Origin of the sequence: Rosistilla carotiformis (assembly GCF_007753095.1) — a bacterium.
In the GTDB taxonomy this organism is placed as follows: domain Bacteria; phylum Planctomycetota; class Planctomycetia; order Pirellulales; family Pirellulaceae; genus Rosistilla; species Rosistilla carotiformis.
This window is the reverse complement of sequence record NZ_CP036348.1, coordinates 3842604-3868126: the sequence shown is the minus strand read 5'-3', so window position 1 is coordinate 3868126 and position 25523 is coordinate 3842604. Positions and strand designations below refer to the sequence as shown.

Annotated in this window: 16 protein-coding genes; 6 read left to right on the top strand and 10 right to left on the bottom strand. The window is 58.3% G+C overall.

Annotated elements, in window-relative coordinates; genetic code table 11:
* Positions 1-48: 48 nt before the first annotated feature.
* The 5 genes from Poly24_RS13955 to Poly24_RS13935 form a co-directional block, all read right to left on the bottom strand.
* On the bottom strand, positions 49-573 hold the full coding sequence (locus tag Poly24_RS13955; RefSeq protein ID WP_145096262.1) for a hypothetical protein: 525 nt from the start codon (positions 571-573) through the stop codon (positions 49-51).
* 230 nt (positions 574-803) lie between these two features.
* Complete coding sequence (locus Poly24_RS13950) at positions 804-2711, bottom strand: hypothetical protein (protein WP_145096259.1); 1908 nt, start codon at positions 2709-2711, stop codon at positions 804-806.
* Positions 2712-2814: 103 nt separating this feature from the next.
* Positions 2815-4560, bottom strand: coding sequence for a hypothetical protein (locus tag Poly24_RS13945; RefSeq protein WP_145096256.1), 1746 nt, complete (start codon positions 4558-4560; stop codon positions 2815-2817).
* A gap of 127 nt (positions 4561-4687) precedes the next feature.
* On the bottom strand, positions 4688-8908 hold the full coding sequence (locus Poly24_RS13940; RefSeq protein ID WP_145096253.1) for a serine/threonine-protein kinase: 4221 nt from the start codon (positions 8906-8908) through the stop codon (positions 4688-4690).
* A 288-nt stretch (positions 8909-9196) separates the two neighbouring features.
* Complete coding sequence (locus tag Poly24_RS13935) at positions 9197-9427, bottom strand: hypothetical protein (RefSeq protein ID WP_197451899.1); 231 nt, start codon at positions 9425-9427, stop codon at positions 9197-9199.
* Between the two features lie 74 nt (positions 9428-9501).
* Here Poly24_RS13935 and Poly24_RS13930 point away from each other — a divergent pair, with 74 nt between their 5' ends.
* Positions 9502-10281, top strand: coding sequence for a class I SAM-dependent DNA methyltransferase (locus tag Poly24_RS13930; RefSeq protein WP_145096247.1), 780 nt, complete (start codon positions 9502-9504; stop codon positions 10279-10281).
* 329 nt (positions 10282-10610) lie between these two features.
* Positions 10611-11651: a linear amide C-N hydrolase gene (locus Poly24_RS13925; RefSeq protein ID WP_145096245.1), complete on the top strand. Its 1041-nt coding sequence runs from the start codon at positions 10611-10613 to the stop codon at positions 11649-11651.
* 84 nt (positions 11652-11735) lie between these two features.
* Here Poly24_RS13925 and Poly24_RS13920 read toward each other — a convergent pair whose 3' ends face one another.
* The 3 genes from Poly24_RS13920 to odhB form a co-directional block, all read right to left on the bottom strand.
* A complete protein-coding gene (locus Poly24_RS13920) occupies positions 11736-12701 on the bottom strand; it encodes a helix-turn-helix domain-containing protein (RefSeq protein WP_145096242.1) in 966 nt (321 codons plus the stop codon).
* Positions 12702-13040: 339 nt separating this feature from the next.
* The gene (locus tag Poly24_RS13915) at positions 13041-15737 is read right to left on the bottom strand and encodes an FAD-dependent oxidoreductase (protein ID WP_145096239.1); all 2697 of its coding nucleotides are present in this window, start codon (positions 15735-15737) and stop codon (positions 13041-13043) included.
* A gap of 98 nt (positions 15738-15835) precedes the next feature.
* Positions 15836-17068 (bottom strand): 2-oxoglutarate dehydrogenase complex dihydrolipoyllysine-residue succinyltransferase, encoded by a 1233-nt coding sequence (gene odhB / locus Poly24_RS13910; RefSeq protein ID WP_145096236.1) that lies wholly within the window; start codon positions 17066-17068, stop codon positions 15836-15838.
* Positions 17069-17352: 284 nt separating this feature from the next.
* Here odhB and Poly24_RS13905 point away from each other — a divergent pair, with 284 nt between their 5' ends.
* Together Poly24_RS13905 and Poly24_RS13900 are read left to right on the top strand one after the other, a co-directional pair.
* Entirely contained in the window at positions 17353-18387 is a 1035-nt protein-coding gene (locus Poly24_RS13905; RefSeq protein ID WP_145096233.1) for an endonuclease/exonuclease/phosphatase family protein, read from the top strand.
* 111 nt (positions 18388-18498) lie between these two features.
* Positions 18499-19398 (top strand): NAD(+)/NADH kinase, encoded by a 900-nt coding sequence (locus Poly24_RS13900; protein WP_145096230.1) that lies wholly within the window; start codon positions 18499-18501, stop codon positions 19396-19398.
* A gap of 173 nt (positions 19399-19571) precedes the next feature.
* Here Poly24_RS13900 and Poly24_RS13895 read toward each other — a convergent pair whose 3' ends face one another.
* Positions 19572-20969 (bottom strand): DUF1501 domain-containing protein, encoded by a 1398-nt coding sequence (locus tag Poly24_RS13895; RefSeq protein ID WP_145096227.1) that lies wholly within the window; start codon positions 20967-20969, stop codon positions 19572-19574.
* Between the two features lie 76 nt (positions 20970-21045).
* Complete coding sequence (locus tag Poly24_RS13890; RefSeq protein ID WP_231753133.1) at positions 21046-23721, bottom strand: PSD1 and planctomycete cytochrome C domain-containing protein; 2676 nt, start codon at positions 23719-23721, stop codon at positions 21046-21048.
* Positions 23722-23725: 4 nt separating this feature from the next.
* Between Poly24_RS13890 and Poly24_RS27075 the strand changes: the two genes are divergently transcribed.
* Together Poly24_RS27075 and Poly24_RS13885 are read left to right on the top strand one after the other, a co-directional pair.
* A complete protein-coding gene (locus Poly24_RS27075) occupies positions 23726-23869 on the top strand; it encodes a hypothetical protein (RefSeq protein WP_197451898.1) in 144 nt (47 codons plus the stop codon).
* Between the two features lie 50 nt (positions 23870-23919).
* Positions 23920-25356, top strand: coding sequence for a sulfatase-like hydrolase/transferase (locus Poly24_RS13885; RefSeq protein WP_145096224.1), 1437 nt, complete (start codon positions 23920-23922; stop codon positions 25354-25356).
* The last annotated feature ends 167 nt before the right edge of the window (positions 25357-25523 follow it).

Below are 25523 nucleotides of genomic sequence, written 5' to 3'. Positions count from 1 at the left end.
TTCGATCCGGGAGGCTACCCGGATCGAAGCAATCAGACGATCTGAAGCCTAGCTGGCGTCGTCTTTGTTGTTGCTGACCGCTATTGGAATCACGATCGCTGCGGCGATGACCAAAGCGATTAACAACGGATGCAGAAGAACCGACAGCGGTTGCTGCCCGCGGGCGATCATCGCGTCTTGGGAGATCAAGATTTGTTTGACGGCGTTGCTGGGGGCGGTTGCGGCGGTACAACACGTTACAAAAGCGGCGGCATCGGCGCTAGCGATTTGGTAATCGCCTGGCTTTTGAATCGTGAACTGGAACCGTCCTTGGGCGTCGGCCGTCGTCTTGGATACGACCTTGCCTTTTTGGCCGAGAACCACGGTTTGTCCCGACGCGGGTTTGCCGTCGCGGGTGATCGATGTGCCTTGCAGCATTCGATCGCCAACGAGAACAACAGCAATGGGGTGGATTTCGGGAGCTGCGGCGATCGCATGCGGCGCTTCTTGAGCGGCCAATTGGGCGATCGGCATGTGCCACGAAACAACGGTTCCAATCAACAAAAAGTGCAGCGCACGCTTTGCGATGTCCATCGGATGCATCCTTGCAAGTTGGTGAGGGCGGATGTCAACCACCGTCGAAAGGGAGGGGGAGGTTTCTACAGGTCCAACGCGATGCCACCGTCCTGGATGGACGAACCAACGCGTCGGCTCCAGTCCATGTTTCTGGAGCTGCCGCAGGTTAATTGACTTTGCCGCACGGAAAAAGATCGATTTGCCAGTAACTGTAAAATTGCTGGCAATTGTTCTTGCTGGCGGCTTCGTTAGGGGCGGCTTCGATCCCCTTGCAAGCCAGCATTCAGCCAGCCGCCCGCAGTTTGAACTTTGACAACGTTCAAAGTCCCCAGTCGGTTGACCGGATCGGGGAGCTTGCTGACCGGAATCGGTTCGAACTTAAATTCCTGAGGCAGTTCCTGCAGCAGGCGTCGCTTCAGTACGTTCATTTGTTGAATGAATCGGCCGCCACGCATCCCCTCGGGGGCTGTGACTTGAACATCTTCGCCACGCACGGCGACAAACATTCCGTCGCGCGGTTCCAGCGTGTATCCAAAACGAACGTTCATCGCGACCAGAGGGGTTTTGTCCAAGAACCAGGTCTGGCCACGCAGGATCATCGAAATCTTGTTGCCTTCAAATTCGACTTCAATCGGACGATCTTCGGCAAAATGGATACCCATTCCTTCGGGGATCTGTTTCTCCTCCTCCTCTGACAGCTTGATGCCCAAGACCTTCAGCTCGCGGCGGATGTTATCGATCTTCCGCCCTGCGTAGATCCGTTGGCAGACGCTGCCGACGGTCGATTCGTGCAGCGTCACCACGATGTCCCCCGTCGCCGTTTGCGGCACCGCGGCGTAGGCGGGCTGGGAAAGTCCTGAATCGAACCGCAACGCTAGCGTCAGTTTGCTGGGGTCGGTGAGAAAGTCGATCGTTTTAGGCTGCACGTTCAACCGCAGCAGAGATCGTTGGACCTCCAGTTCAAAGTCGCTGCGCGCTTCGGCGATCTCTTGAACGATATCTTCATCGAAACGTTTCAAAAACGAATCACTCGACCGGCGGGATAGATCGTGCCGGGCTTGCGGTTGTTCTTTGGCGATTTCATTCCCCGCGATTCGCCGCACCAATTTGCCGATCCCGCCGCGGAACTTGCTGCAAACCTGCTCGGTGCGGAGGTCGGAATTCGCCTGGGCGGTTCCCTTGAGTGTGACGAACTGGTGTTCCGCAAATATCACCGTCTTCTGCGCCGTCAGTACCGTGTCACCACGCAGCGTAAACGAGACCGGTCCTTGCCGGCCGTTCATCGTCGATTGAATGTTCCCTTGAAACCGGACTTCACACTGTCCCGGTGCGTGTCCGCTGACCGGGTGCATCGTCGCCACGCCGGTCAGGACCGCTTGGCCGGTGACTTGGACCTTGTCTTTGTTTTCTCGAATCGGTTCGATTTCGGTCACTTGGCGCGCCGTGATCGTCGCTAACGCCGGGGCTGCAATGTCGACATGCGTGTTGGCGCGGCCAAACCGATCGGCGATGCGACGCAATTCGCCCGGCAATTGTTCGTGTGATTGGAACCACGCGGTCAGTTCCGCTAACCGTCGGTATGGGGCCGCGGTGGTTGCTGCATGCAGCTGGGTGACAAGTTCGGCAAGCTCCGCCTGGCGATCTGCAAACGCCTGCTCCAGCGACATCGGACGCTCGGCGAGCAGTTCGGGATCGTCGGGGAATTGTTCCAGATCCAGCTGGAATTGAGCCAGCTTTTCCGCGGCATCGGCTTGTCGGCGAGCCAACACCAAACCACGGCGCAGGTCGACAAGGTTCGATCGCAACCGTGTCAGGGCGGGGCGTTCGATTCCATCGTGCAGGCCTGCCAATCGATACATCGTTGCCGTGACGGCGGCGATTGCGTCGTCGTCAATTTGGTTGTTGATCAAGGCGTCACGCAACGGATCAAACAACAAGTAGTCTTGCCATGCGGGACCGCTGCCTGCGTACTGCAACATCGATTCGGCGACGCGCAACGCATCGGCGGCGGCCAACCGCCGTTGCTGCAACGTGGCGTCGTCGATCGGTTGGAACGCAGCATTTCGGATTCGATCGGGCAAGTCGTCCGCGGTGACGGATTGCGACAGCATCCAACACAAGCCGATCAACGGCAGGGCGCAGCGAAGTTTCATCATGGTGCAGGTTCAAGTTGGAAAATCAAGTTGTGAAATCAAGTCAGCGATGGCAAGCGACGGATGCATCGCTTGCAGGCACGGGCGTTCCATGCGGCGGCACGAATCAATCGCGGTCGTAGGCACCGATCACGAACGACCATCCCGAATCGGTTAGGTTGCCAATGCTACCGATCATTCCGAAGTACGATTGAACCTCAGCAAAGGGGGGCAGCTTTGCAAAATCGGTGTCCGGCTGGGGGCGATCTTTGTCGGACTTCAGCAGCATCAACAGCATGTTGCCATACATGCTTTCGGCCCGTTTGAGTCCTTCGAGGCCTTCGCTGCGGAGCACCTCGTAGGTATGACGGATATCGCGATCGCCGCGAACGAAACCACGCATAAACGAGCGGTCGGTCGTCCACGGTTGCAGCCGTTGGGTCATCGACGCGAACTCGTCACTTTCACTCAACGGTTTGCCTTGCGTACCCAGTACGGTGTCCTGAACCATCGAAGCGTGTGTCGAAATCCACAACCGGCCGTCGGCAACCATAATGCCCGCGCGGGTGAAGGTGGAGTTGCCCTGTTTGTCTTGCAAGGCGATTTCCCAGAGGTCGAACTTTTGTCGTGGCAACCGCGATCGAACCGCTTTGTTGTCGTTACGCAAGAAGCGATAAATCAACGACGCCACGCGGCGTTCTTGGACTTGGGGATTTTTGATCGGAATCGCGATCAATGTCCGTTCCCGTTTTTGGTCCACCAAGTAATCGCTGTGCGTGACGATTTCGGGTTCCAACATCGGCAGCAATCCATCGATCAGATCGAATCCAAGGTCGTTTTTCCAATCTTCCAACGTTGCCTGCCACGCGCCGGGTGCATCGGTGATGTCATCGTAAACGTCACCGATATTGGCCAACATCGAACGCAGGTTCCAACGGTTGACCATCGCATTGCTGGTGGTGTCGAGAACAAACGGCGGAGGCGTTAAGTCGCCAGCGACGAAGTCGAGCGACTTCAATGCCATTTCGCGAGGCGGCGGAGCATCGATTTGCACATCGTTCAGGTAGTCAAACCCGTCGGCTTTGATCCAACCGAAGCCGCCCATTCCTTGAATTCCTGCAAATCCATGCCGCATCGGAAAGGGAGGGCGGTCGGGATGGGCGCTCGACACGGTCCCTTCCTTCTTGTTCATCACGACGGCCAACCGGATCAGATCGGCATACCAGTGGAATTCGGCGATGCCATCGCGGGGCGGTGCGGCGGCGATCCTTTGGTAGGCGGCAACCGATTGCAGGCTCTTCCAATTTTCCGGATCGGACCAGCCCTTCACGATACGCGTGGCGATCGCCAAGTCGCCGCTGATGAATAGACCGTCATCGGTCGTCGCGTAAAGCACTTGTTGCCCATCGGCAAGGTCATAGATTTTGGCAGCGATCGGAAAGCTTGCGTCGCTGGCTCGCGCGCCATCGGCGACCAATTGCTTGCCCGCTTGCTCGGTCAACTGTTGCGCGCTGTCGGGTGACATCTCGACCAAGAAATTCATCGACAGTTCGTCGGCGGCCGATTCGATCGCTGCGATGGAGAGCCTGCCGGTCGCATACTTCGCCAACTGTTTGTCGTCAAAACCGTAAGCACGCCGCAGCCGGGCCGCAAAATCTTGTTCGCTGTCGGAGAACTCGGTGCGAAAGTTCGCCATCGCGGGGCTATCCCACAACCTGCCAATACTGGTGGCGGCGATCTTTTCTTGAAAGCTCTTAAAGTTGGTAATGGCAACGAACAGCCGCGTGTCGTCGGGAAACTTGGCTGCCGGATCGCCAACGGCGACATTAGCGACCAGCAGTAGGAGCAGCCATTGTTGAACGAATCGCATCATCGGATCAGCACTTTGGGGTGGTTTAGATCAAGGGTCATCAGCAGGGATCACACGACCGATCGTTCATCGAGCGGGCGACGCATCCACTACTTTAGTTGCCGTCGTGGCACAAACCAGTCGGATTCGGCTACGGAACCGGTTTGCGTTGCAGGATGTCGCGGGCCATCTGAAGGTACAAACCGGGGACTTCGTCGGCATGGTCAAAGACGTAGCGTTGCAGGATGCCGCGTCCCAATTCCAGTTTGTCATGGTATTTGATCATCTGGATTGCGAAGACCAACGCCAATCCGGAGCTCAGTTGTTGGTCGTTCAAACGTTGGGCAAGTTCTTCGAACGTCTTCGCATTCCAATCGACGCCCGACCAAGCGCCTACGATAAACTGCATCTCGCGTTGATAGAACTCGCCGTTTTGGAAATGCTCGATCAGCGAGATGCATTGCCGGTACAAAACGTCATCGGTTTCGGGATACTTCTCCAGCGTTTCGTCCCCTTCGTAGGCGATCTGCAAAATCCCCTGGTACAGGATCATGTACAGCGGCAGCAGGAAGACGTCGCGCATCGAATCTTGCCGCAACAATTTCCCTCGTCCGATCTGTCGACCGCGGGGACCGCTGAACACATGCGATGAGATCTTCTCGATCCACTCCGGCGGAATCTTTTCGCTCCGCAGGATGATGTTTAGAAGGACACGGTCATCAACCCCCGACCCGCCCAAGACGGCCTCCATCACACTCCGCATTTCGCCCGGGCGGTAGCCGTCGGACCAACACAACAAGATCGTGTCGGCACTAAATGCTTCAAGAACCATGGGGACGCCGGAGATGCTGGAAAGTTCTTGCGGTGTCGGCCAGCCCTTGTACCAATTCCGGATCCGCCCGTCGAGCCACAGCTTGTAGGCGCCATCGGGATCCCCCTGTTCTTCCAGGATGATTCCCAAGATGCCACACGCTTCGCTGAAATGCGAATAATGAATCCCTTCGATCGGACGCTTCGGATCGACGCGGGCGAGAAACGCTTCGAGGTCGCGCCGCGCAGCCGTCGCGTCCCCTTGGGCGTAGGCGAGCCTCGCCCGATCGATCAGCAGCGGAAGATGGACCGTCGCAATTTGGTCGATGTCGTCGTGCAGCCACGGAGAAATCGCTTGCAACGCTTCATCGTATCGCTTCTCCAAGATCAACATCCAAACGAGATCGCCCAGCATCGCCGTCCGTTCGATCTCGTCCGGCTTGGAAAGTCCGGCGATTTCGTCAAGCAACGACCGAAGTTCGGGGAGCGCCTGCATCCGCGCTTCGTGAGGTGTCAAATGGCGGTCGCAGCGAATCGCGTCGCACCACCGCCAGATCGCCATCCGTCGCCACGTGGGATCTTCACTGAAAAGATCGATCGTTGACCGCAGCGCCTCGGCGTCCCCTTCGGTTAAGAACGCGAGCCGCGACCGCTGTCCCGATTTGACAAGCATTTTGGAAAACTGAAGTTTGTCCGACACGGGGATCAAACGCTGCACATCTTCCATCGAATACAGTGTCTGCAATTTGTCGTGTAAGTAGGACATCCGCACGCGCAATACCGGCGTGTCCGCATAGACCGCCAATAGACGAACCGCCGCGTAGAGGTACCAACGCGACGCGTTTGCATCATCCGAACCGCTCGGAGAATGGTTTTCGATGATCGCTTCGAGCTGTTGGAAATAGGTCTCTGGCGCGTCGTATTCATAGGTCAACGCAAGTTTGAACAGCGCTTCGACATCTTGTGGACGTTTGGCGTAGTGAGTCCGCGCCGAACTGAGATCGTCCGCGGCAAACGCTTCGTCTCCCAATTGAATCTCCCGATCGGTCACCAGTGAAGTGGCATCGGCGACCTGATACTCCAAGACCGGTTTGCCGACGATCGCCGCCGAGGGACAGATCACCCCGAGTTGACCGGCTTGAGCAGGGTTCAGTGGAAACGGATCTTGGAATTCCATCACGTCGCGATCGCCGACCGAAAACGTCAGATGGGTTACCGCTTGACGTCGAGCGCGTAGACGCAGATTCGTGCCCAGTGAGATGGGTTTCTGTCGCAGGATGCTGTCGCCTCGCAGCGGATCTTTGCGAATGATGTACATCCGCACGCGATCCGATTGATTCGATTCGGCCAACGAAATCAGATCGTCCGGCAGATACGACGGGTCGTAGTTCTGATCGGCGACGACAAATTGGTAGGAACTGTCGGCGTGGTCGTTCAGCACCAATCCGATCATCGGCGTCTGAAGCGAGGCTTCGCCGAATTCGATCGAAACCGAAACGTTTCCCTTGGGACTCGCTTGCAGAGGCACAAGCCATTCATCGCTGAACTCGACCGGACCGCGGACCCATTGGTCACCTTCAGACGAAAAAACGTCCGCGGGATATTCTTGGGCAACCAACGGACGCCATTGATGCAAACGTGTCGTCAGACGTTGTTGAATGTCCGCGAGTGTATCAACGACATCGGGTGCTTCAGGCCAGGGGTATTCCTTGCCGATTCGCTGCTGCTGGGAATGGATTTGCTGTTCGATCGAGAGGGTGATCACGCGTTGGTTCAACAACATGTTCAATGGATTGGTCCAGACGTTCAGCAAACGCATCCGCCGCACCGCGTCCTCTGGTGATTCGCCCACGCGTTCTCGTAGCGTTTCGATTTCGACCAATGTATGGTTCAGCGCTTGCGCCAATTCGGGTTCCAGCCGCATTTCCGCCAGCGGCAACGTGGGTTGGCTTTGACGCTTCTCTTCGGCAACGATCTGCTGATCAAAATCTTGTTCGGCTTGCGACAGTGCTAGTTGACTTTGCAGCTCAACGTTGGCGCGTTCGACAGCCCGCTGCGCGGTTTTCGTTTCTTCCAACGCATTTAAAGTGATGACGGACGCCAACGAGGTAGCGATCGCGATCACAAACGTCGACGCGATCAATGCCGCACTCCAGCTGCGGTTCTTTCGCGCCCAACGGCCGACACGCCCCATCAAGGATTCGCGGACAACGGAGACCCGTTCGTCGGCCAGGTAGCGGTCGACGTCGTCGGCCAATTCACGCGCGGACTTATAGCGTTTCTCTCGATCGGGATCCATCGCCGCCAGACAAATCGCCGACAGCGACTTCGGAAGATCTCCACGAATCGATCGGGGCGAGGGGACTTTTCCGCTTCGGACCTGATCCAACAGCTCCTTAATCGACCCGAGCCCTTGATTGGCAAACGGAGCTGCCCCGGTCATCAAATGATACAGTGTCGCCCCGAGACTGTAGACGTCCGCTTGCGGTCCCATTTGCTGCGGATCGCCGGAGGCTTGTTCGGGCGACATGTAATAGGGCGTGCCGATCACGGCGCCGTGCTGTGTCTGCGCCGCACCGGAGCCCGACAGCGGAGTAGGCTGCCCTTCCTTGACCGCATCGCCCACATGATCGCTCGCCTTGGCCAATCCCCAGTCGACGACCAGGTTTTCGCCGTATTCTCCCAACATGATATTGGCCGGCTTCAGATCGCGATGCAGCACACCTCGGCTGTGCGCGTATTCGATCGTGTTGCAGACGCTTTGAAATCGATTCAGCAGACTGCGCAAGCGACCGGAAAAGTGCGCTGCATTTTCAGGGGCGTGCAATGTGGCGATCTCGTCGGCCAGGCTCTTGCCGGTGATGAAACGCATCGCGTAATACGGGCGTCCATCGTCGTACCGTCCCAAAGCGTAGACCGGCACGACCCCGGGGTGTTCCAAACGCCCGGTCACCTCGGCTTCGTATATGAACCGCGATTGGCTGTCCAGGATGTCAGCAAATCGCTCTTTGATCTCCTTGATGGCGACGTCGCGACCAAAGTCGAGGTCTTGCGCCAGCGAGACCATCCCCAAGCCACCTTCGGCGTGTTTGCGGATTTTGCGAAAGCGATCTTGCCCGTGGGACGCGACGTCACGGATCGGTTTTAGATCGGCACTGGGTAGCGTTTGGTACGGGTCGTGTTCGTCGCTGGGAAGGACGGTGCTGAACGATTCCTGTCCCTGCGACTCCAGCTTGACCGAATCTTGCTGTGAATCGTCAACGGTATCGTCGGGGTCGGAATCCGAATGCGAAGCGGTCGGCGGCAAGGTTTGCAGCGCCACGTCGAGCCGTTCCTGGAATTCCTGCTGCGAGGCCGATTCGGGGAGCGTTTCGACCAGCTCGCGGACCACCGAAGCACGCGGTGCATCGATCACGCCATCGGATTCCAACCGCGCCAGAATCGCGTCGATCGATTCCCCGGCTGCTACTGAATCGCGGAGATAATCGTAGTGCGCATCGGTCTCCGCCCCCAATTGCTGAAGGGCAAGCACAATTCGGTCGAGGTCAATCGGGTGGCTCATGTTCGCCAATATAACAACCCAGCCGCCCGTCAGTGAGACTCAACTTCCGGGCAAACCTGCTTTTTGTTGATCGGCAACGGTCTCGTCGGGTGATCCGCTCTTAGGGAACTCGACGAGACGCTGAAGCCGACTGGCGCGGTTCTCGGCAACCTTGCTGTGGTATCCCACAATCGAAGCGTTCAACGGTCGTGAGCCCCTGCTTGCCTGCTTCTCCAAACCTGCGGATGTTCGAACCCGGTAGCATCGATGCTTCACGTCAGGCGGTCAATCGACGCCACGACACGACCGCTAGCGGATCGCTTTCGAACAACCACGCGTGTCGGCCTCTTGATGTGTGGTGACGGCATCGGCGACTGCTAGGTCTTCTGCAAAGTTGCCCCGGATTCCCCGTCGACCCGCGTCGCGTACAATGATGCGGCACAGCGTTGGTTTTTTGGCGTCCGTGTTCGGTCCTGCCAGACCGGTCACCGATGCACTCTCAATCAACACCACCCGCGCGGCGAAGTCGGGCGTTTTCACCACCATTTTCTCGCTGCCGCCGAAAAATTGGAACCGATATGCCATCGATGGCAACTCAACCCTGTACAGGACTCATGCCTCACCGACACAGAATTCAATTCCCGCCTCACGATGCCAACGACCTCGAACAGGATGAGGTGACGTTTCACGTGGTGGAGGGGGACCGCCGTCTCAAGCTCCGTTTTCACGACTACGACCAAATCTATCTGCGTCCGGGACTTTACGAGCAGGTTTTTTATGACCGCCTGAAGTGTACATCGCCCAAAAAGGTCGGCGAACTGCTCAAACGGACACTCGACGGAAGCGAACAGAACTTCACCGAGATGCGGGTTCTGGATCTGGGAGCCGGCAATGGCATGATGGGCGAAATCTTGAAGTCCTACGGCGTCGCCCGGCTGATTGGGGCGGATATCATTCCTGAGGCGAAAGATGCTTGCTTTCGCGATCGTCCCGCGGTCTACGACGAATATTACGTCGCCGATTTCACAAATCTGAAACCGGAAATGGTGGAAGAAATCTCCGATTGGTCGATCGATTGCCTGACTTCGGTCGCCGCGTTGGGGTTCGGCGACATCCCACCGCAAGCGTTCTTCCAATCGTTGCAGTTTGTCGCCAAGGGGGGCTGGGTGGCGTTCAACATCAAAGAAACCTTCCTCGATCGCGCCGACAGTTCGGGATTTTCTCGATTCATCCGCGAGTTGATCTTCTCCAAATATCTCGATATCCATCACATCGAACGCTACCGGCATCGATTATCAATGGAAGGAACTCCGCTGTACTACTTCGCGCTTGTCGCCCAAAAGACAGCCGACATCCCGGACGATTTCCTGCAGGCCAACGCGATCGAGGCGTAGCCCGGATCGACGGTACGCTTCACGCGGACGCCAGCTTTTTGCAGCGACAGCGCGGCGATTCGAATCGCCGCGCTACAGGAACGCCTCGTGCGCGTACGTGCGTAGCATTGAATTCGTCCACACTTCGCAATGGATGCGAGCCGTCGCCGTCACGACAACCGTTGAAAGTGCGTTGTCGCAATGGTCGATGGGGCGTGGTGGGTGTTGGCCGCAACGCGTTTGCAATATAACCATTCGCCACACAGCACAGGGCATCGGGTTCGGACGGATCTGAATACCTAGTTACCCGTGCAATACCGATCGTTCGATAGCTAACTTTGAGGTAACTGATGAGTGGAATTTCGATAGCCTGTCTTGGCTTGTTGGCATTGGTCGTGGCCGCGTCGTCGGTTCAAGCGTGTTCCCGCATTCTTTGGAACAACAATAAACTGGCGGTTGTCGTTTCGCGGACGATGGACTGGCCCACGACGACTGAGCCGGTATTGACCGTACTGCCACGCGGGCTATCGCACGACGGCGGACGGATCGGACCTCAGGTGTTGGTGAAAGAGAACCCGGCCAAGTGGACGTCCAAATATGGCAGCCTGGTAACCACCGTTTACGGGATCGGGACCGCCGACGGGTTCAACGAGAAGGGGCTGGGCGTTCACATGCTCTATCTGACCGCCACAAACTTTGGTGAGCGTGACAACAGCAAGCCTGCGGTTCATGCCGGTCTTTGGGGACAATATCTGTTGGACAACGCGGCCAACGTGGAAGAAGCCCTTGCCCTGCAAGAAGAGATCCAAATCGTGATGGTCGAAGCGAAAGGCCGCATGGCAACGGTCCATCTGGCGATCGAAGACGCCAGCGGCGATTCGGCGATCTTGGAATTCATCGATGGAAAATTAGTGGTCCATCACGGTCGGGAATTCCAAATCATGACCAACGATCCGACTTATGATCAGCAGATCGAATTGCTCGGTAAGCTCGACTTCTCGAATCCGAGCAGCGAAACGCCGCTGCCGGGGAACGTCAAACCGACCGATCGTTTTCAACGCGCCAGCTACTACGCGGCACTTCTGCCCGAACCGAAAGACGAACGCGAAGCGGTTGCGGGTGTACTGGCGATCGCCCGCAACGTTTCCGTTCCCTTCGGTGCCCCATACAAAGGGTTTGGAATCTACAACACCGAATATCGCACCGTCATGAACTTGACCAAGTTGCGTTACTTCTTTGAACTGACGACCAGTCCCAACGTGATCTGGGCCGATCTTTCGAAGATGGATCTCAGCCCTGGTGCTGCCGTGATGACACTGGATCCCGACAACATTAATCTCTCGGGGGACGTATCGTCAAAATTCCAATCGGCCGCCAAAGCGCCGTTTTAGCACGTGGGTGAAGGGCATCGGCGGAGAGTGCCCGCGACAGTGCAGCCGTTGCCGATGCATTGGCATTGACCAATGCATCGTTCGCTATTTTCGGGCGTGCAACGTTTCCGAAGGCAGTTCACCAAATTGGAGCCGATACGCCTGCGCAAACTCGCTCAGATGCCAGAATCCCCACCGACAGGCTTCGGCTGATACCGTCGTCGATTGCGCGGTCCCTTGATTCAGCGCGGCGTGCACTTGATGCAAACGACAGCGCGTCAGGTATTGCATCGGGGAGAGCCCAAGCACACGTTGAAACGCGTATTGCAGCGTCCGCTCGCTGACCCCGGCGTGCTCGCACAAATCGATCAACCGGACCGAAGTTCCCGGGTTGTCGATGATATAGTCTTCCAACTGGTTTACCAACCGATGCGCTTTGGCAATCTGTGGCTGCGGTTTTTCATCGTCCGAGATCGCCAGCGATTGAAGCGGCCGGAGCATCAGTGTCGTTAATTCGTCGATGATTGCCGCCCGATACTCCGCATGCTGAACGCATTCGTCGTTGTTGCTGGCGGCATCCAACAAGGAATCGACACACAATTGGACCCGCCCCGCGATCGCATCGTCGGCGATCAGGCCCGTCTTGTTTTCCGGTGGCAGGCAGAGCGTTTCGCCAGTCAGGGTGCGGTAATAGTCTTCCACATATTGCGACGAAATGAAGGTCGCGGTGCAGCGAAAGCCTTGGTGACGGACACATCCAGCAAAATCGAGGTGCGGCGGCAAGACGACCAACCGATCGCGTTGGATCCGCACATGCGCGAAATTTCCCTCGTGAGAATCATCGAACATCACCGCGGCATAGCGCGATGTCGCCCCGCGACCGCGTGCGGCCACCGCTTGATTGACCGACATCCGAAGCACCTGCAGGCAACCCAAGTCGACGATCTGTTGCGTACTGGAAAAACGTCCCGGTGTCAGCTGGACAATATCGATCGCCGAACCAAATGCCGAACTGTCCCAGTCAGCGATATCCGAGATCGTCTGTTGGCGAAAGAGGGAGGATCCGTTCATGATAGCTTGCGTCCTCTCTTAGCTTTTAGGGTCGATGAGGGGCGCAGAGGTGTCGCATCAAACCAACATTCTACACCTTCTAGTCATGGCACACTTGAGAATCGACCACGGTTTGACGCTAGGCCGGGGCAATGATCTATCCATGCTTGTCGTCTACTCAACGCAAACAACCCCTGTTTGGACCCGCAATCCATAGGAAAAGTCATCGATCGCATGACGTCTGTCGCGAGTCGGCGACCGCAACACAAACATTTCCGGGTGACGTCGCCCAACGCAGTGCATCCTCCGCTCACCTTCTGCACTCCCACCGTTTCGGGCGTGAACAATAAAAAACATCCGTCACTCGGCGGCTTCGATTGCCACCCAATTGATCGCCGTGTTGGACGACGCCGCCGGCTTGCCCAGTTCGACCGAAAGCCGCCCGTCGCGGACCTCGACGATCTTCGTCCGCTCGGCGAACATCCCCGCGACGGTCGACAGGTCCTCGGCGAAACGAACGCCTTCGACGATGACGTTCTGACCGGGCTGGTCGTGTCCCGAATCCCCAATGCAAATGGTGACCGAATACTTTCCGTTGGGGAGTTTGCACTCCCAAAGGTCGCGATCGCGAGTGAACAGGAACGTGTCGCGAGGGCCTTCATAAACGTGACGTCGGCGATGGTGGGAACGCAGATCGCGGCTCCATCCATAACCTCGTTCGCCATCAAACGCGTCGCCGTGATCGGTCGACCAACCTTTCGCTGGCGATCCGCCGGGGCCGCGGAAGTCGATCAAGCGGAGATCGCCCCCGTTTCCGCGGGTCAATTCCGCCGCGGGGATTCCGTCGCTGTCGGGCCCAAGCTTCGGTCGCTCGATCTCGAACACGATCGGTTCGTTAGGCGTGAACAACAGCGGGTCGTCGCGGTCGGCGATTCCATCTCCATCGGCGTCCCGATCGTCAATACGATGGAAGGCTAGACGCGTCCAACCTTGCTGCTGAACCTGATCCCAAAATTGGAGACAGATCTCACCCCGAGTGACCTCTGATTCCGCAGACGGTTCGAATTCAAAACCGCGGTCGTGAAGTTCCCCTAGCCACGCCGCGGTCGCTGGTTCGTCGGCAGCGAAGTCGACCTCGCGCGGACCGATCGGCAACAGCCCAAGCGCGGCCAGGCGATTGATCGCGACGAAGGACTCATGACTGGGATCGAGGTCGCGGAAAGGCCAGATCAACAGTGGCACTCCCTCGGCATTGGGATCACACAATTCGTGGCGGACCGCTTCCAGCAACGCTCGGTCGTAGGGGATCGCTCGCGGATCGATCCCTTCGCGCAACGCAACCACCGCCACAGCGCCGCTCGCTTGGCCGATGTGGATCCGTTGATCGTGCAACCGGATCGCCGCGCTGACGATGCTGCTGAAACCGACATTCCCTTGCGAGCCGATCAGGCCGTCCAGCTCGGCTGGAATCAGACTCCGCAGCGGGAAGACCGATCGATCGCTCATGAAGTTCGTGTGGCGATTTGGTTTGTGGAAATCGATCCACGGTCCGTCATTCCCTTCCGATTTTAGATACGTTCGTCCCGTGCGGTGGAAGTCGTAATGGAACTGCCAAGCGAACAGACCGTCGGGATACATCACGTGGGCGAATCGCTCTTGGGCCAGGTTCTTCGTCACGCCATCGCGATTGCGGCCATCCTGTTCGCGCATCATGTACATCGCCTGCAAACGCAATCCCTCGCGGATGTACGGTTTCGGCGGCAGCCGATCGGGCGTGCAGAATTCATCGCTCAAGTGGAAGCGACGGAAGCTGTTCGTTTTGTCGCCGGCTCGTTGATCGACGAAGTTTTGCAAGTGATACAGCACCCCCAACGCATGCTGCTTCGCATCGTTGAAGATGATCTGCCGCTGCTCTCGATTCATCGTCACGATGTTCTGCGTCGACGCTCCTTCGCCGGTCGCTTCCAACGCGTCGGCCACCGGCGCAGGCAAACGTTCCAGCGGATAGTCCTGGCCGTTCATATAGTTCAACAGGATCGATGTCTTTCCGTCGCGACTGGTCGTTCCATCGACGATGCGCCGGACCGTGTAGACGCTCAACTGACGCGGCGATTCATTTCCCGCATCGGGCCAGTGCGGGATCGCACCGAGCCCCGGATTCGCTTGGTCCCATTGCAGATTGGCAAACGCTTGGCGGCTGAAATGTGTCGCTCGCGGATAGTTGCGATCGTCGAACCGCGGCGGCCGACCGATCGGCGTCTCGCCCTCCGATTCGGCGACGATCATCGCCCAGGTGATCGGATTCATCTCGTTCGCCGGATGACTGCTCAGATCATCCGGGGCGCTCGGTTCGCCGAAACGGGAATTCGGATCGGGGCCGCACAGAAATCCTGCACCCGCGACTTGGATCACCTCGCCCCAATCGGAAGCGTCGATTGTCAGCGGCGCTTCGACCGACAATCGCCCTTCGCCACCATCGGTTGCTGCAAACGTGACGCCATGCAGCCGGGAACCTCTCACGTCGGCAGCGATCGGAAACAGGTTCCAGTGGACGCGGATCTGGCCGCTTTCGATGTAGGGAGCGATCATCTCGCGAAAGATCGCCTCGGCTTCGGCGGGGCGAAACGTCGACGGTCCGTGATAGGGACGCCCGGGCATCGGCGAGCCATACTGTTGCGTGTTGAAAGCTTCGATTCGGTCCATCAACTCCTTGAAGAGTCCCGAGCGATGGAACGATCGCTTCATTGGATGCCAATCGACGCCCCAACCGACGCGGCCGACTCCCTTATCTTCGTCGACGCAGGCCAACGCCTGTTCGGTGAATTGGCCACCAAACCAACGGCCATCATGCACGATCACGATGGAATCGACACCGCCGCGAGCGGCTTGAATCGCCGCGGCCCATCCCGCTTCGGTCGCTCCGACGATCAAGAGATCCGCGCTGGCGACGGTTGTCGCGGCCGGTGCGGCGTGGGAATGGGCAGACCCCAGCGGGGCGAGCAAAAGAAAAAACGCAGCGATGCAAACGTGCAGGCCGCGTAAAAGCGAGAGGTTCAATGCAACGGCTCCGGTGAAGGTTCGTTTGTCGAACCTTCACCTTGGGCGGTTGCGGAAGGGGCCATTACTGCACCCGAAGGGACGACAATCGCCCCATTCTACACTTCCAGGAACAGTCGTGCTGGATCTTCCAAAACGTCTTTGATGACGCGTAGGAAGCTGACCGCTTCGCGGCCGTCGACGACGCGATGGTCGTAGGTCAACGCGACGTACATCATCGGTCGGATCACAACTTCCCCATTGATCGCCATCGGCCGATCTTGGATCGAGTGCAGTCCCAAGATGCCGCTTTGCGGTGGATTGACGATCGGCGTCGACAGCAGCGATCCGTAGATCCCGCCGTTGCTGATCGTGAACGTTCCGCCGTCGAGATCTTGTGGGTTCAAGCGGTTGGCTTGCGCGTCGTCAGCGAAATCGGAGATCGCTCGTTCGACGTCGGCAAACGACATGAATTCGACGTTCCGCAGAATCGGCACAACAAGTCCCTTACCGCCACCGATCGCGATTCCGATGTCATAATAATGGCGATAGACGATGTTGTTGCCGCGAATCTCCGAATTGACGGCGGGGAAGCGACGGAGCGCTTCGACAGCCGCTTTGGCGAAGAACGACATAAAGCCCAGCTTGACGCCGTGCTTCTTCTGGAACGCGTCCTTGTATTTGGATCGCAATTCCTTGACAGGTTCCATGTCGATTTCGTTGAACGTGGTCAACAACGCCGCGTTGTGTTGCGCTTCGACCAACCGTGCGGCGATCGTGCGACGCAGCATGCTCAGCGGTTTGACTTCCTCAGCCCGGTGTTCGCCCGAGGTCATCAGCGATGTCCGTGGACGCTCTTCGCTGGCTTTCGCGGGTGCGGCAGCCGGTTGCTTCGGCGCGGCCGCGGGGACTTTGGAAATCGTCGCGCCGGAGATGTGGTCGACAACATCTTCCTTCAACAGGCGTCCGCCCGGTCCGGTTGCTTTGATGTCGGCCGGGTTGAGGTTATGTTCGGCGATCAATCGGGCAGCCGCTGGCATCACGCGGGCGTCGTCGGCCGATTCGCCAGCCGGTGCCGCCGCGGCGGTCGATGCCGTACCGTTGGCCGAAGGAGCTTCACCCGCTTCGATTTGAGCGATCACGTCGCCCACTTTAGCGAACTCATCCTGCTGCTTGGTGATGTTCCGCAGATAGCCGGCCGAAGGCGAAGGGATTTGAACCGAGGCTTTTTCGGTTTCAATTTCGACCAGATCTTCGTCGGCTTCGACCCATTCGTCTTGTTGCTTCAGCCAACGGCCGATTTGAACTTCGCTGATCGATTCGCCGACGGTGGGTACTTTGACTTCAACCATGAGATGTTTAACTGTAGATAGCGGCAGGAAAGTGTGCGAGTAATGGGAACTCCGCACCGCGCCAATCCGACACGGCTTGGGAAGCCTCCAGGATACCGATCATCGAGCATTTTGTCAGCCTGCCATTAGCCGTTGCCCGCGCTATCGTCAAGATCGTTGCAATCCGCTTCGCTGGCGTTGGGATCGACCGAAGCGGCCGCCGCGACTGACTTCCATTAACCGAAATCGCCGAAAACAAGGAAATCATTAGTGATCGCATGTCCCGGGGCTCGGAGACCGCAAAAATGAAGTTTGTTCTTAATCTGATCGTCGTATCTGTCATTGCGATTATCGCGTTGGTCAAATTCTACGAGATCGAAGGGATCGACGGGCTGCACTTAAAGCGACGCGAATCGAGCGCCGGCGTGGTCCAGGATCTCCGCGCGATGTTCAGCTCCGCCACCGCCGAACCGGGCAGTGGATTCTCCGCTCCGGGATCATCGCTGCCGCCGCTGAGTCTTCCCGGCGTTGGGGTGCAGACGGTTTCCAGCCGGCAAGCGACGCCCGGGACGATCCGATTAGGGACCTTCAACCTGCGGGAATTCAGTCGCGAGAAGGTCAGCGATCCCAAAACGATGGACTTTATCGTGCGGTTGCTGCAGCAGATCGACTTGATCGCCGTGCAGGAAGTCGACGCCGACCGCCGCGAACTGTTTCCACGGATCGTCGAATATCTGAATCGCGACGGCCGGACTTACGATTTCATCGCGGGCCCGCAAGTTGGCCCCGACGGATATCAACAACTGCTCGGGTTCATCTTCGATCGCCAACGGGTGGAAGCCGATCTGAAGCAAACCTACACCGTTACCGACCCCGCGAATCAGATCGCTTACGAACCGTTGGTCGGATGGTTCCGCACCGTTGGCGTCGATCCACACGATGCCTGGACCTTCTCGATGGCCAACGTTTACGTCGATCCCGACAATCCGCAGAAGGAGTTGGAGCTGCTGACGTCGCTGTTCCATTCGATCCAACACGACGGCCGGGGCGAGGACGATGTCATTCTCGCCGGCTGCTTTTTTGCTGGCGATTACGAACTGGCCAAGTACGCATCGGCCGACATTCGATTTGCCCTGGAAGGAACGCCCTCGGACATCCACGCCCAACGCCAGACATCCAATCTGTTGTTCAACCGCAACAATACGACCGAATTCCTTGGCGATTCCGGGGCGATCGACTTTCTTCGGCAATACAACCTGACGATCGCTGAAGCCCAAGCGATCAGCGATCATCTGCCGGTCTGGGCCGAATTCCAGATCCGCGAAGCGGTGCAGTTTTAATCGCACGCTCGGCACTGCAAAACCATGCAGCCCGGCCGCCGCTGGCGTATGATAACGCTTCGTGCTGCGGATCGCGGACAGAAAACACAATCAAACAGTGCCAGGCTCTCCATGTCGCAATCTGAATCGTCCGAAAAACAACGACCGCGCTGGCCGCGAGCCGGGCGAACGCGCCCCGATGTCGTTGTCGTCGGGGCACTGGATCGTCCCAGCGTCGCGTCGGAACTGAATCGCTTGCGGTCGTTGATCGCTGATCGAGCGGAGATCGCGGCGGTCGATCTCGACTTCAGCTATGACTTTGAAAACACCAATCACGATCTCGTGATCGTATTGGGAGGCGACGGATCGATCCTGCAAACGGCGCGGCAGATGGGCGAGAATCAATTGCCGATCTTGGGCGTCAATTGCGGGCACCTCGGTTTCTTGGCGGCGCTCACTCCCGACGCCTTCCTCGATATCTGGGGTACGGTTGCCAACGGCGATTGCGAACTGGTCGATCACCTAATGTTGAGAGCTTCGATCATCCGCGACGGCGAAGAGATCGCGGTCCAACTGGGATTAAACGAAGCAGCGATTCTCGGCGGTCCGCCCTATCGGATCCTCAGCATCGATCTTTCAGTCGATCTCGTCCACGCGACCAGCTACAGTTGTGACGGGTTGATCATCAGCACGCCGATCGGTTCGACCGCGCATAACCTTTCGGCAGGTGGGCCGATCTTGCGGAAGAATCTGCAAGCGTTTGTGATCTCGCCGATCAGCCCCCATACGCTAACGCACCGATCGGTTGTCGATACCGCCGACCGGACGTTTGATCTGTCGGTCGCCAACCCCAACGACTCGACGAGCCTTGTCGTCGATGGCCGCGTCGTCGACGTGATCCAACCGGGCGACCGAGTGCGCGTGCAGCGATCCCCCTACAGTTTCCAAATGGTTGCCGTGCCGGGGCAGAACGACTACCGAACGCTCCGCGAAAAGCTGGGTTGGAGCGGCAATACGATCAGCAAGAACTAAGCTCCCCTGGCCGATCGTTTAGGCCCAATACCGTTCAACGACGGAGCCTCGGACCGTCGCAATAATTAGCGGTGGGATGTAGTGGACGAGGTTACGAGTCCCAGCGGTTTGGTCTGATGCATGCAAAAGGACTCGTAGCCTCGTCCACTACGCTTCGTTGAACGGTATTGCGTTTAGGCCAGAATCTTCTTCATCACGTTGCCATGGACGTCGGTCAGGCGGAAGTCGCGACCGGCGTAGCGGTAGGTCAGCCGCGTGTGATCGAGGCCCAACAGGTGCAGGATCGTGGCGTGCCAGTCGTGGATGTGGCACGGATCGGTAACCGCCGCGTAGCCGTGTTCGTCGGTCTCGCCATAACTGAAGCCCCCTTTCACGCCGCCGCCGGCCATCCAGGTCGTGTAACCTTTGTTGTTATGATCGCGGCCGTCGCCGTTTTGAGCCGCCGGTGTCCGGCCGAACTCGCCACCCCAGATCACCAGCGTGTCTTTCAACAGATCCCGTCGCTTAAGGTCGGCCAGCAGGCCGGCGATCGGCTGATCGATCTCACCGCACCGCTGCGGCAGATCGTTCGACAGGTTTTGGTGATGATCCCAGCCCCCTTTGGTCACTTCAATAAACCGCACGCCCGCTTCGGCCAGCCGCCGCGCCATCAGGCACTGCTTTCCAAACGCGGCAGTGTCGCCACGATCAGCTCCGTACAACGCCAGCGTCTCCGGCGTCTCGTCGCTTAAATCCATCGCGTCGGGCATCGCGTCTTGCATTCGGAATGCCAGCTCAAACGACTCGATCGCTCCTTCGATTCCCGGCGCATGATCGACGCGATCCAGCTTGTCCCGGTTGAGGGCTTGGATCAAATCCAACTGCGTCCGTTGCTGGTTCGTCGAAAGTCGCGTGTTGCGGATATCGGGAACCGTGTCGCCAGCCGAACCGCGTTGCCCACCGGCGCCACCAATTCGCGACGCACGGCCGACCCCGGTGCCGCCGTAGATCGCCGGCAGGAAGGCGCTGCCGATCAATTTAGCCGACCCGGCGGGAGGACTGATCGAAACGAAGCCGGGCAGGCTGTCGTTTTCGGTTCCCAATCCGTACAGCGTCCACGCTCCCAACGACGGCCGGACGAATTGAGCCGTTCCGGTGTGCATCTGGATTTGGGCTCCCGGATGAACCGGTTGGTCGCAGTTCATCGATCGGATCAGGCACAGGTCGTCGGCGTGCCGGGCGACTTCGGGAAACAGATCGGAGATCCACAGTCCGCTCTCGCCGCGCTGACGGAACTCCCACTGACTCTTAAGCAACTGGCCGCCGTAGCGTCCTTGTTTGCCGTGATCCTTGGCCAATTGAGGCTTGTAGTCGAACGTGTCGACATGCGACGGCGCACCGGTCATGCACAGGAAGATCACACGTTTCGCGGTCGCCGGAAAATGGGAAGGCTTCGGCAGCAAAGGATTGTTCGCGGCGGAAACGCCCGCGTCGGCAGCCGCCGCGGCGCTACTGAGTCCAGCAAATGCGAGGTAACCGAAGCCCGAAGAGGCACTCTGCAGCAGCTCGCGTCGCGTCAAGGAATAACTCATCGGTCGAATTCTCTTCAGTACGAGGGAACGGTTTTCAGCGGAAACGAGTGAAGCGGGGGACGGGTCATACGATCGATCAATCGATGTAACGGAAATCTGCCGACGCCAACAACGATTGGCACAGTGCGGTCATCGCCAGCCCGCGGCCGCGTAACGTTTGGACATCTTCAAAGTCCTCCAGGAACTGACGGACTGCGGAGACTTCGGTCGCGTTGGGCGAGCGGCCGAAGCAGAGTTCAAAGGCCCGGTACAAACGAGCCGCTGGCGTGGACGCTTCTTCGACCACGCGACGGGCCAACGCGTCGGCTTGAGCGGTCACAAACGGATTGTTCATCAGGAACAACGCTTGGTTGGGCGTGCTGGACGTTTCGCGTTGACCGACAACCATCGATGGTTCGGCAAAATCGAAGACGGCCAAAGCGCGAGGCACCTCGTCGCGAACGACCGGCAGGTAGACGCTGCGATATTCGGCCGACGCCATGTCCAATCGATCGGTCCCCGGCGTCGGAAGTGTTGCTTGCGCCATCCCGCCTCTCTCGCGATTGCCACCAAACCTGCCGCGTCGTTGGCTGCGGAAGCGATCGCGCATCGATCCGTCCGCCATACCCATCGCCATCCCCGATCCCATGCCGCCTCGTGACGGATTGGCTGCCAAGTCGAAGAGGTTGACGAGATTCCCATCGCGAACGCGCATGTATCCCGATTCGGCGACCAGCGATGCAGGCGGGCGCTGGAGGTCGATCTTGCCACTGACAAACAGCATCGCATCGCGAATCGCTTCGGCATCCAAACGTCGCATGTTCGCTCGCCACAACAGTTTGTTTTCGGGATCTTTTTCGAAGCTTGTTCGGTCGAACGACGAATCGATTCGATAGACACGCGACGTCACGATCTGGCGGATCAGCGATTTGACCGACCATCCCGCTTCGACAAACTCTAACGCCAAATGATCCAATAGTTCCGGATGCGTTGGCGGCGAACCGGTCGATCCAAAGTTTTCGGGAGACCCGACGATTCCTTGTCCCAACAGATGTTGCCAGATCCGGTTCGCCATCACGCGCGCCGTCAACGGATGGTCACGATCGGTGATCCAGCGAGCGAACTCCAACCGCCCCGTCGAGCCCTCGGCGATCGATGCCGGTGCGTCGCTGAGCACTTGCGGAAAGCCTGGGGCCACAACCTGTGCGGGCTGATCGATTTCGCCACGGACCAGCAAACGGACCTCTTTCGGCTGCTCTTTGGCTTGAACGCCCATGCAAAAACTGATCGGTTGTCCCTGGGGATCGTAGCCTCCCAGTTTGGCCGACAGGTATTCAATCTCTCCAGTCATCCGCACGATACGGGAGATCGGAACCTGTGTCGCGCCGGGGCGACGTTGGTTCATTCGCGTTTCCCGTAATTCGGTCGATAACGACGCGAGTCGCTCTCGCATGGTCTCGAGTTCCGTCGCCGAGAGGTCCTTTTCAAACGGGTTGGGATCGTCGATCGGCAGCCGCAACAGGTTGCTCGTCTGTTGCGTTTGCAATCCGCGAGCGATCCCGATCGATGACGCAGGAGCTCCAAAATAGGTCGACATGTTGCCGAAGATGCCAACCAGAGCGTAGTAGTCGGTCTGCGGTATCGGATCGAATTTGTGGTCGTGACAACGGGCACACGCGATCGATGTGCCGATCAAGACGCGGGTGGTGACGTCGATTTGCTCATCGACCAGGTCGGCGGCGAACTGAGTGCCGTTGCGTTGGTTGACATTTTTGGGGCCCATTGCCAAGAAGCTTGTTGCGATCAGATTCTCGGCCCATTGCTGGTCGCTGGAGACGGGCAGCAGGTCGCCGGCAAGCTGTTCTTGGACGAAGCGGTCGTACGGTTTGTCGTTGTTGAACGAATCGATGACGTAGTCGCGATAACGCCAGGCTTGGGGATAGGTCATGTTCACGCCGCGGCCGCTCGATTCGGCGTACCTCGCGACGTCCAACCAATGCCGCCCCCATCGCTCACCAAACTGCGGCGACTGTAGCAATTGATCGGTTGCGGCGGCGATTGCCGCGGTGGGATCGCGGTCCCATGCTTTTTGGAAATCAGCGATTTGTTCCGCGGTGGGAGGGAGTCCGATCAGATCGAAATAGAGCCGCCGCGCGACGGTGTATGCCGACGCGTCCGATGCGGGGGCGAGTTCGTTCTCGGTGAGTTCCGCCTCAATCCAGCGGTCGATATCGGTCAGCGACCAGTCGCCGTCGGTGTTCGGGGCGGGGCGTCGGGCTGGCTTTTGATAAGCCCAGAACTCCGCCTTCGCCTGTTGGATCTGTTCCGCATCGATCGACGATCGGATCTCCGTCACCGCGCCGGTTCGCGGATCGGGCGCTCCCATTTCGATCCACTTGCGGAAATCTTCGATGACCGATTCGGGCAGCATCTCGCTGCGCGGCGGCATCACGAAATCTTGATGCGTGAGGGCGTTGAACAGCAGACTGCCATCGAGATCTCCCGGCACGATCGCCGGTCCACTGCTGCCGCCGATGTGGGTGAGTTCACGGGTATCCAGTCGCAAGCCACCGCGAGCGTTCCCCGATTCGTTGGAGTGGCATCCGTAGCACTGTTTGACCAATACCGGACGAATCTTCGTCTCAAAGAAATCGGCCTGATCCGGCGTCACCTCGGCGGCGTCAGCCGAGCCCCAAAATGCGATCGCCATCACGATCAGGCCGATTTGTGTCTTTCCGTTGTGCACGTCCATCTCTCCAGACTGAGGATTCACCGCGTTGTCCGTCAGTTTGAACCCGACCGAAGTGGCGGAGTTTCGTCGCTTTTTGCAGCTTTTTTCCGAACAAGGTTCGCCGCTGGTCGACGAAGGTTGGCATCGCAACCTGTCGCGGGAGCCCGACGACGGTCTTTCGATCGATTAAGATATCGACTTCCCTTCCCACCTCGTTTGCAATCTACAAAGGCTTACCTAATGCAAAGACGACCGATTCGATGGATGCTACTGAGCTTGTTCTTCACACCATGGCTGGCCGCTGCCGGAGCCGATGATTCCGGCTCCACCAAGCCGAATATCATCCTCGTGATGGCCGACGATCAAGGTTGGGGCGACATGGCTTACAACGGACACCCGATCGTTAAGACGCCGAACTTCGATGACGCGGCGGCGACTGGATTGCGATTCGATCGATTTTATGCGGCCGCTCCCGTCTGCTCGCCTACTCGAGCTAGCGTCTTGACCGGGCGGCATCCCAACCGCAGCGGTGTTTTCCAATGGGGATTTCCTCTACGGCCGCAAGAGATCACGATCGCTGAAGCGTTGAAAAAGGCGGGTTACACGACAGGGCATTTTGGAAAGTGGCATCTTGGATCGGTCCGCAGTGGCAGTCCTGCAAATCCGACAGCCCACGGATTCGACGAATGGTTCAGCGCACCAAACTTCTACGACAACGATGCGATCATGTCCCATCGCGGCAAGGCGGTGAAGACGGTCGGCGAAAGCTCCGCGATCGCTGTCGATGCCGCGATGCAATGGATCGACGACGTGCGAGAGAAGCCGGAGCCGTTTTTGGCTGTCGTTTGGTTCGGATCACCTCACGTACCTCACCAAGCCGCCCCGGAAGACAGTGCACTCTACAAAGACCAGAGCAAACGGATGCGAGAGTTCCTGGGCGAAGTCACTGGAATGGACCGCGCGTTTGGCAAGTTGCGTGATGGGTTGGGAGAGCGTGGGCTGCGCGAGAACACCATCCTTTGGTACTGCAGCGACAACGGAGCGCTTCCCCGGGTGGGATCGTCCGGCGGACATCGGGGACTCAAAGGAAAGGTCTACGACGGCGGATTGTTGGTCCCCGCGATTCTCGAATGGCCAACGAAGATCCCGCGTCCACGAACGACATCGGTTCGTTGCAACACCACCGACATCTATCCGACGCTGTTAGATGTGGCGGGCGTGAAGATGGAGGGGCAACCGGTCGTCGACGGCATCAGCCTGCTGCCGTTGATCGAAGAGAAGGTTACCGAGCGAGTGAAGCCGATGGGATTCTGGAACTACGCGATCAAGGGCATCATCACCCCGTCGGCAGCCTGGATGGGCGAACTGTTTGCGGCTCAACAGGCTGGCGGCGACTTGCCTCCCGATCCCGCAAGTGCCAACGTCGCGACGCTACCTACCGAGCCGATCGTTCACGCCGAAGGCCACTCCGCCTGGATCGATGGCGATTGGAAACTGCACCGCATCGAAACCGATGGCAAGGCAAAATTGGAACTGTACGACCTCGCCACCGACCCGAAAGAGGAAGACGATCTGTATGCCAAGCAGTCCAAGAATCCACGGGTTGTAGAGATGCAACAAGCACTCGAATCCTGGCTCACCTCCGTCGAAGCAAGCTACCTTGGCAAGGACTATTGAAATTCCAGCGTTGCCGCGGGCATCACATTCAAACTGTGGGCGACGCGACCTCGTCGGTCGCCGAGCCCACATGAGCGAAGAACGAACGTCGCTGGTTGGAAGGTTCAAACGATGTCGGCCCGATGCGCGTGGCCAACAATCGTGAATTACGCGACACCGTTTCTGCG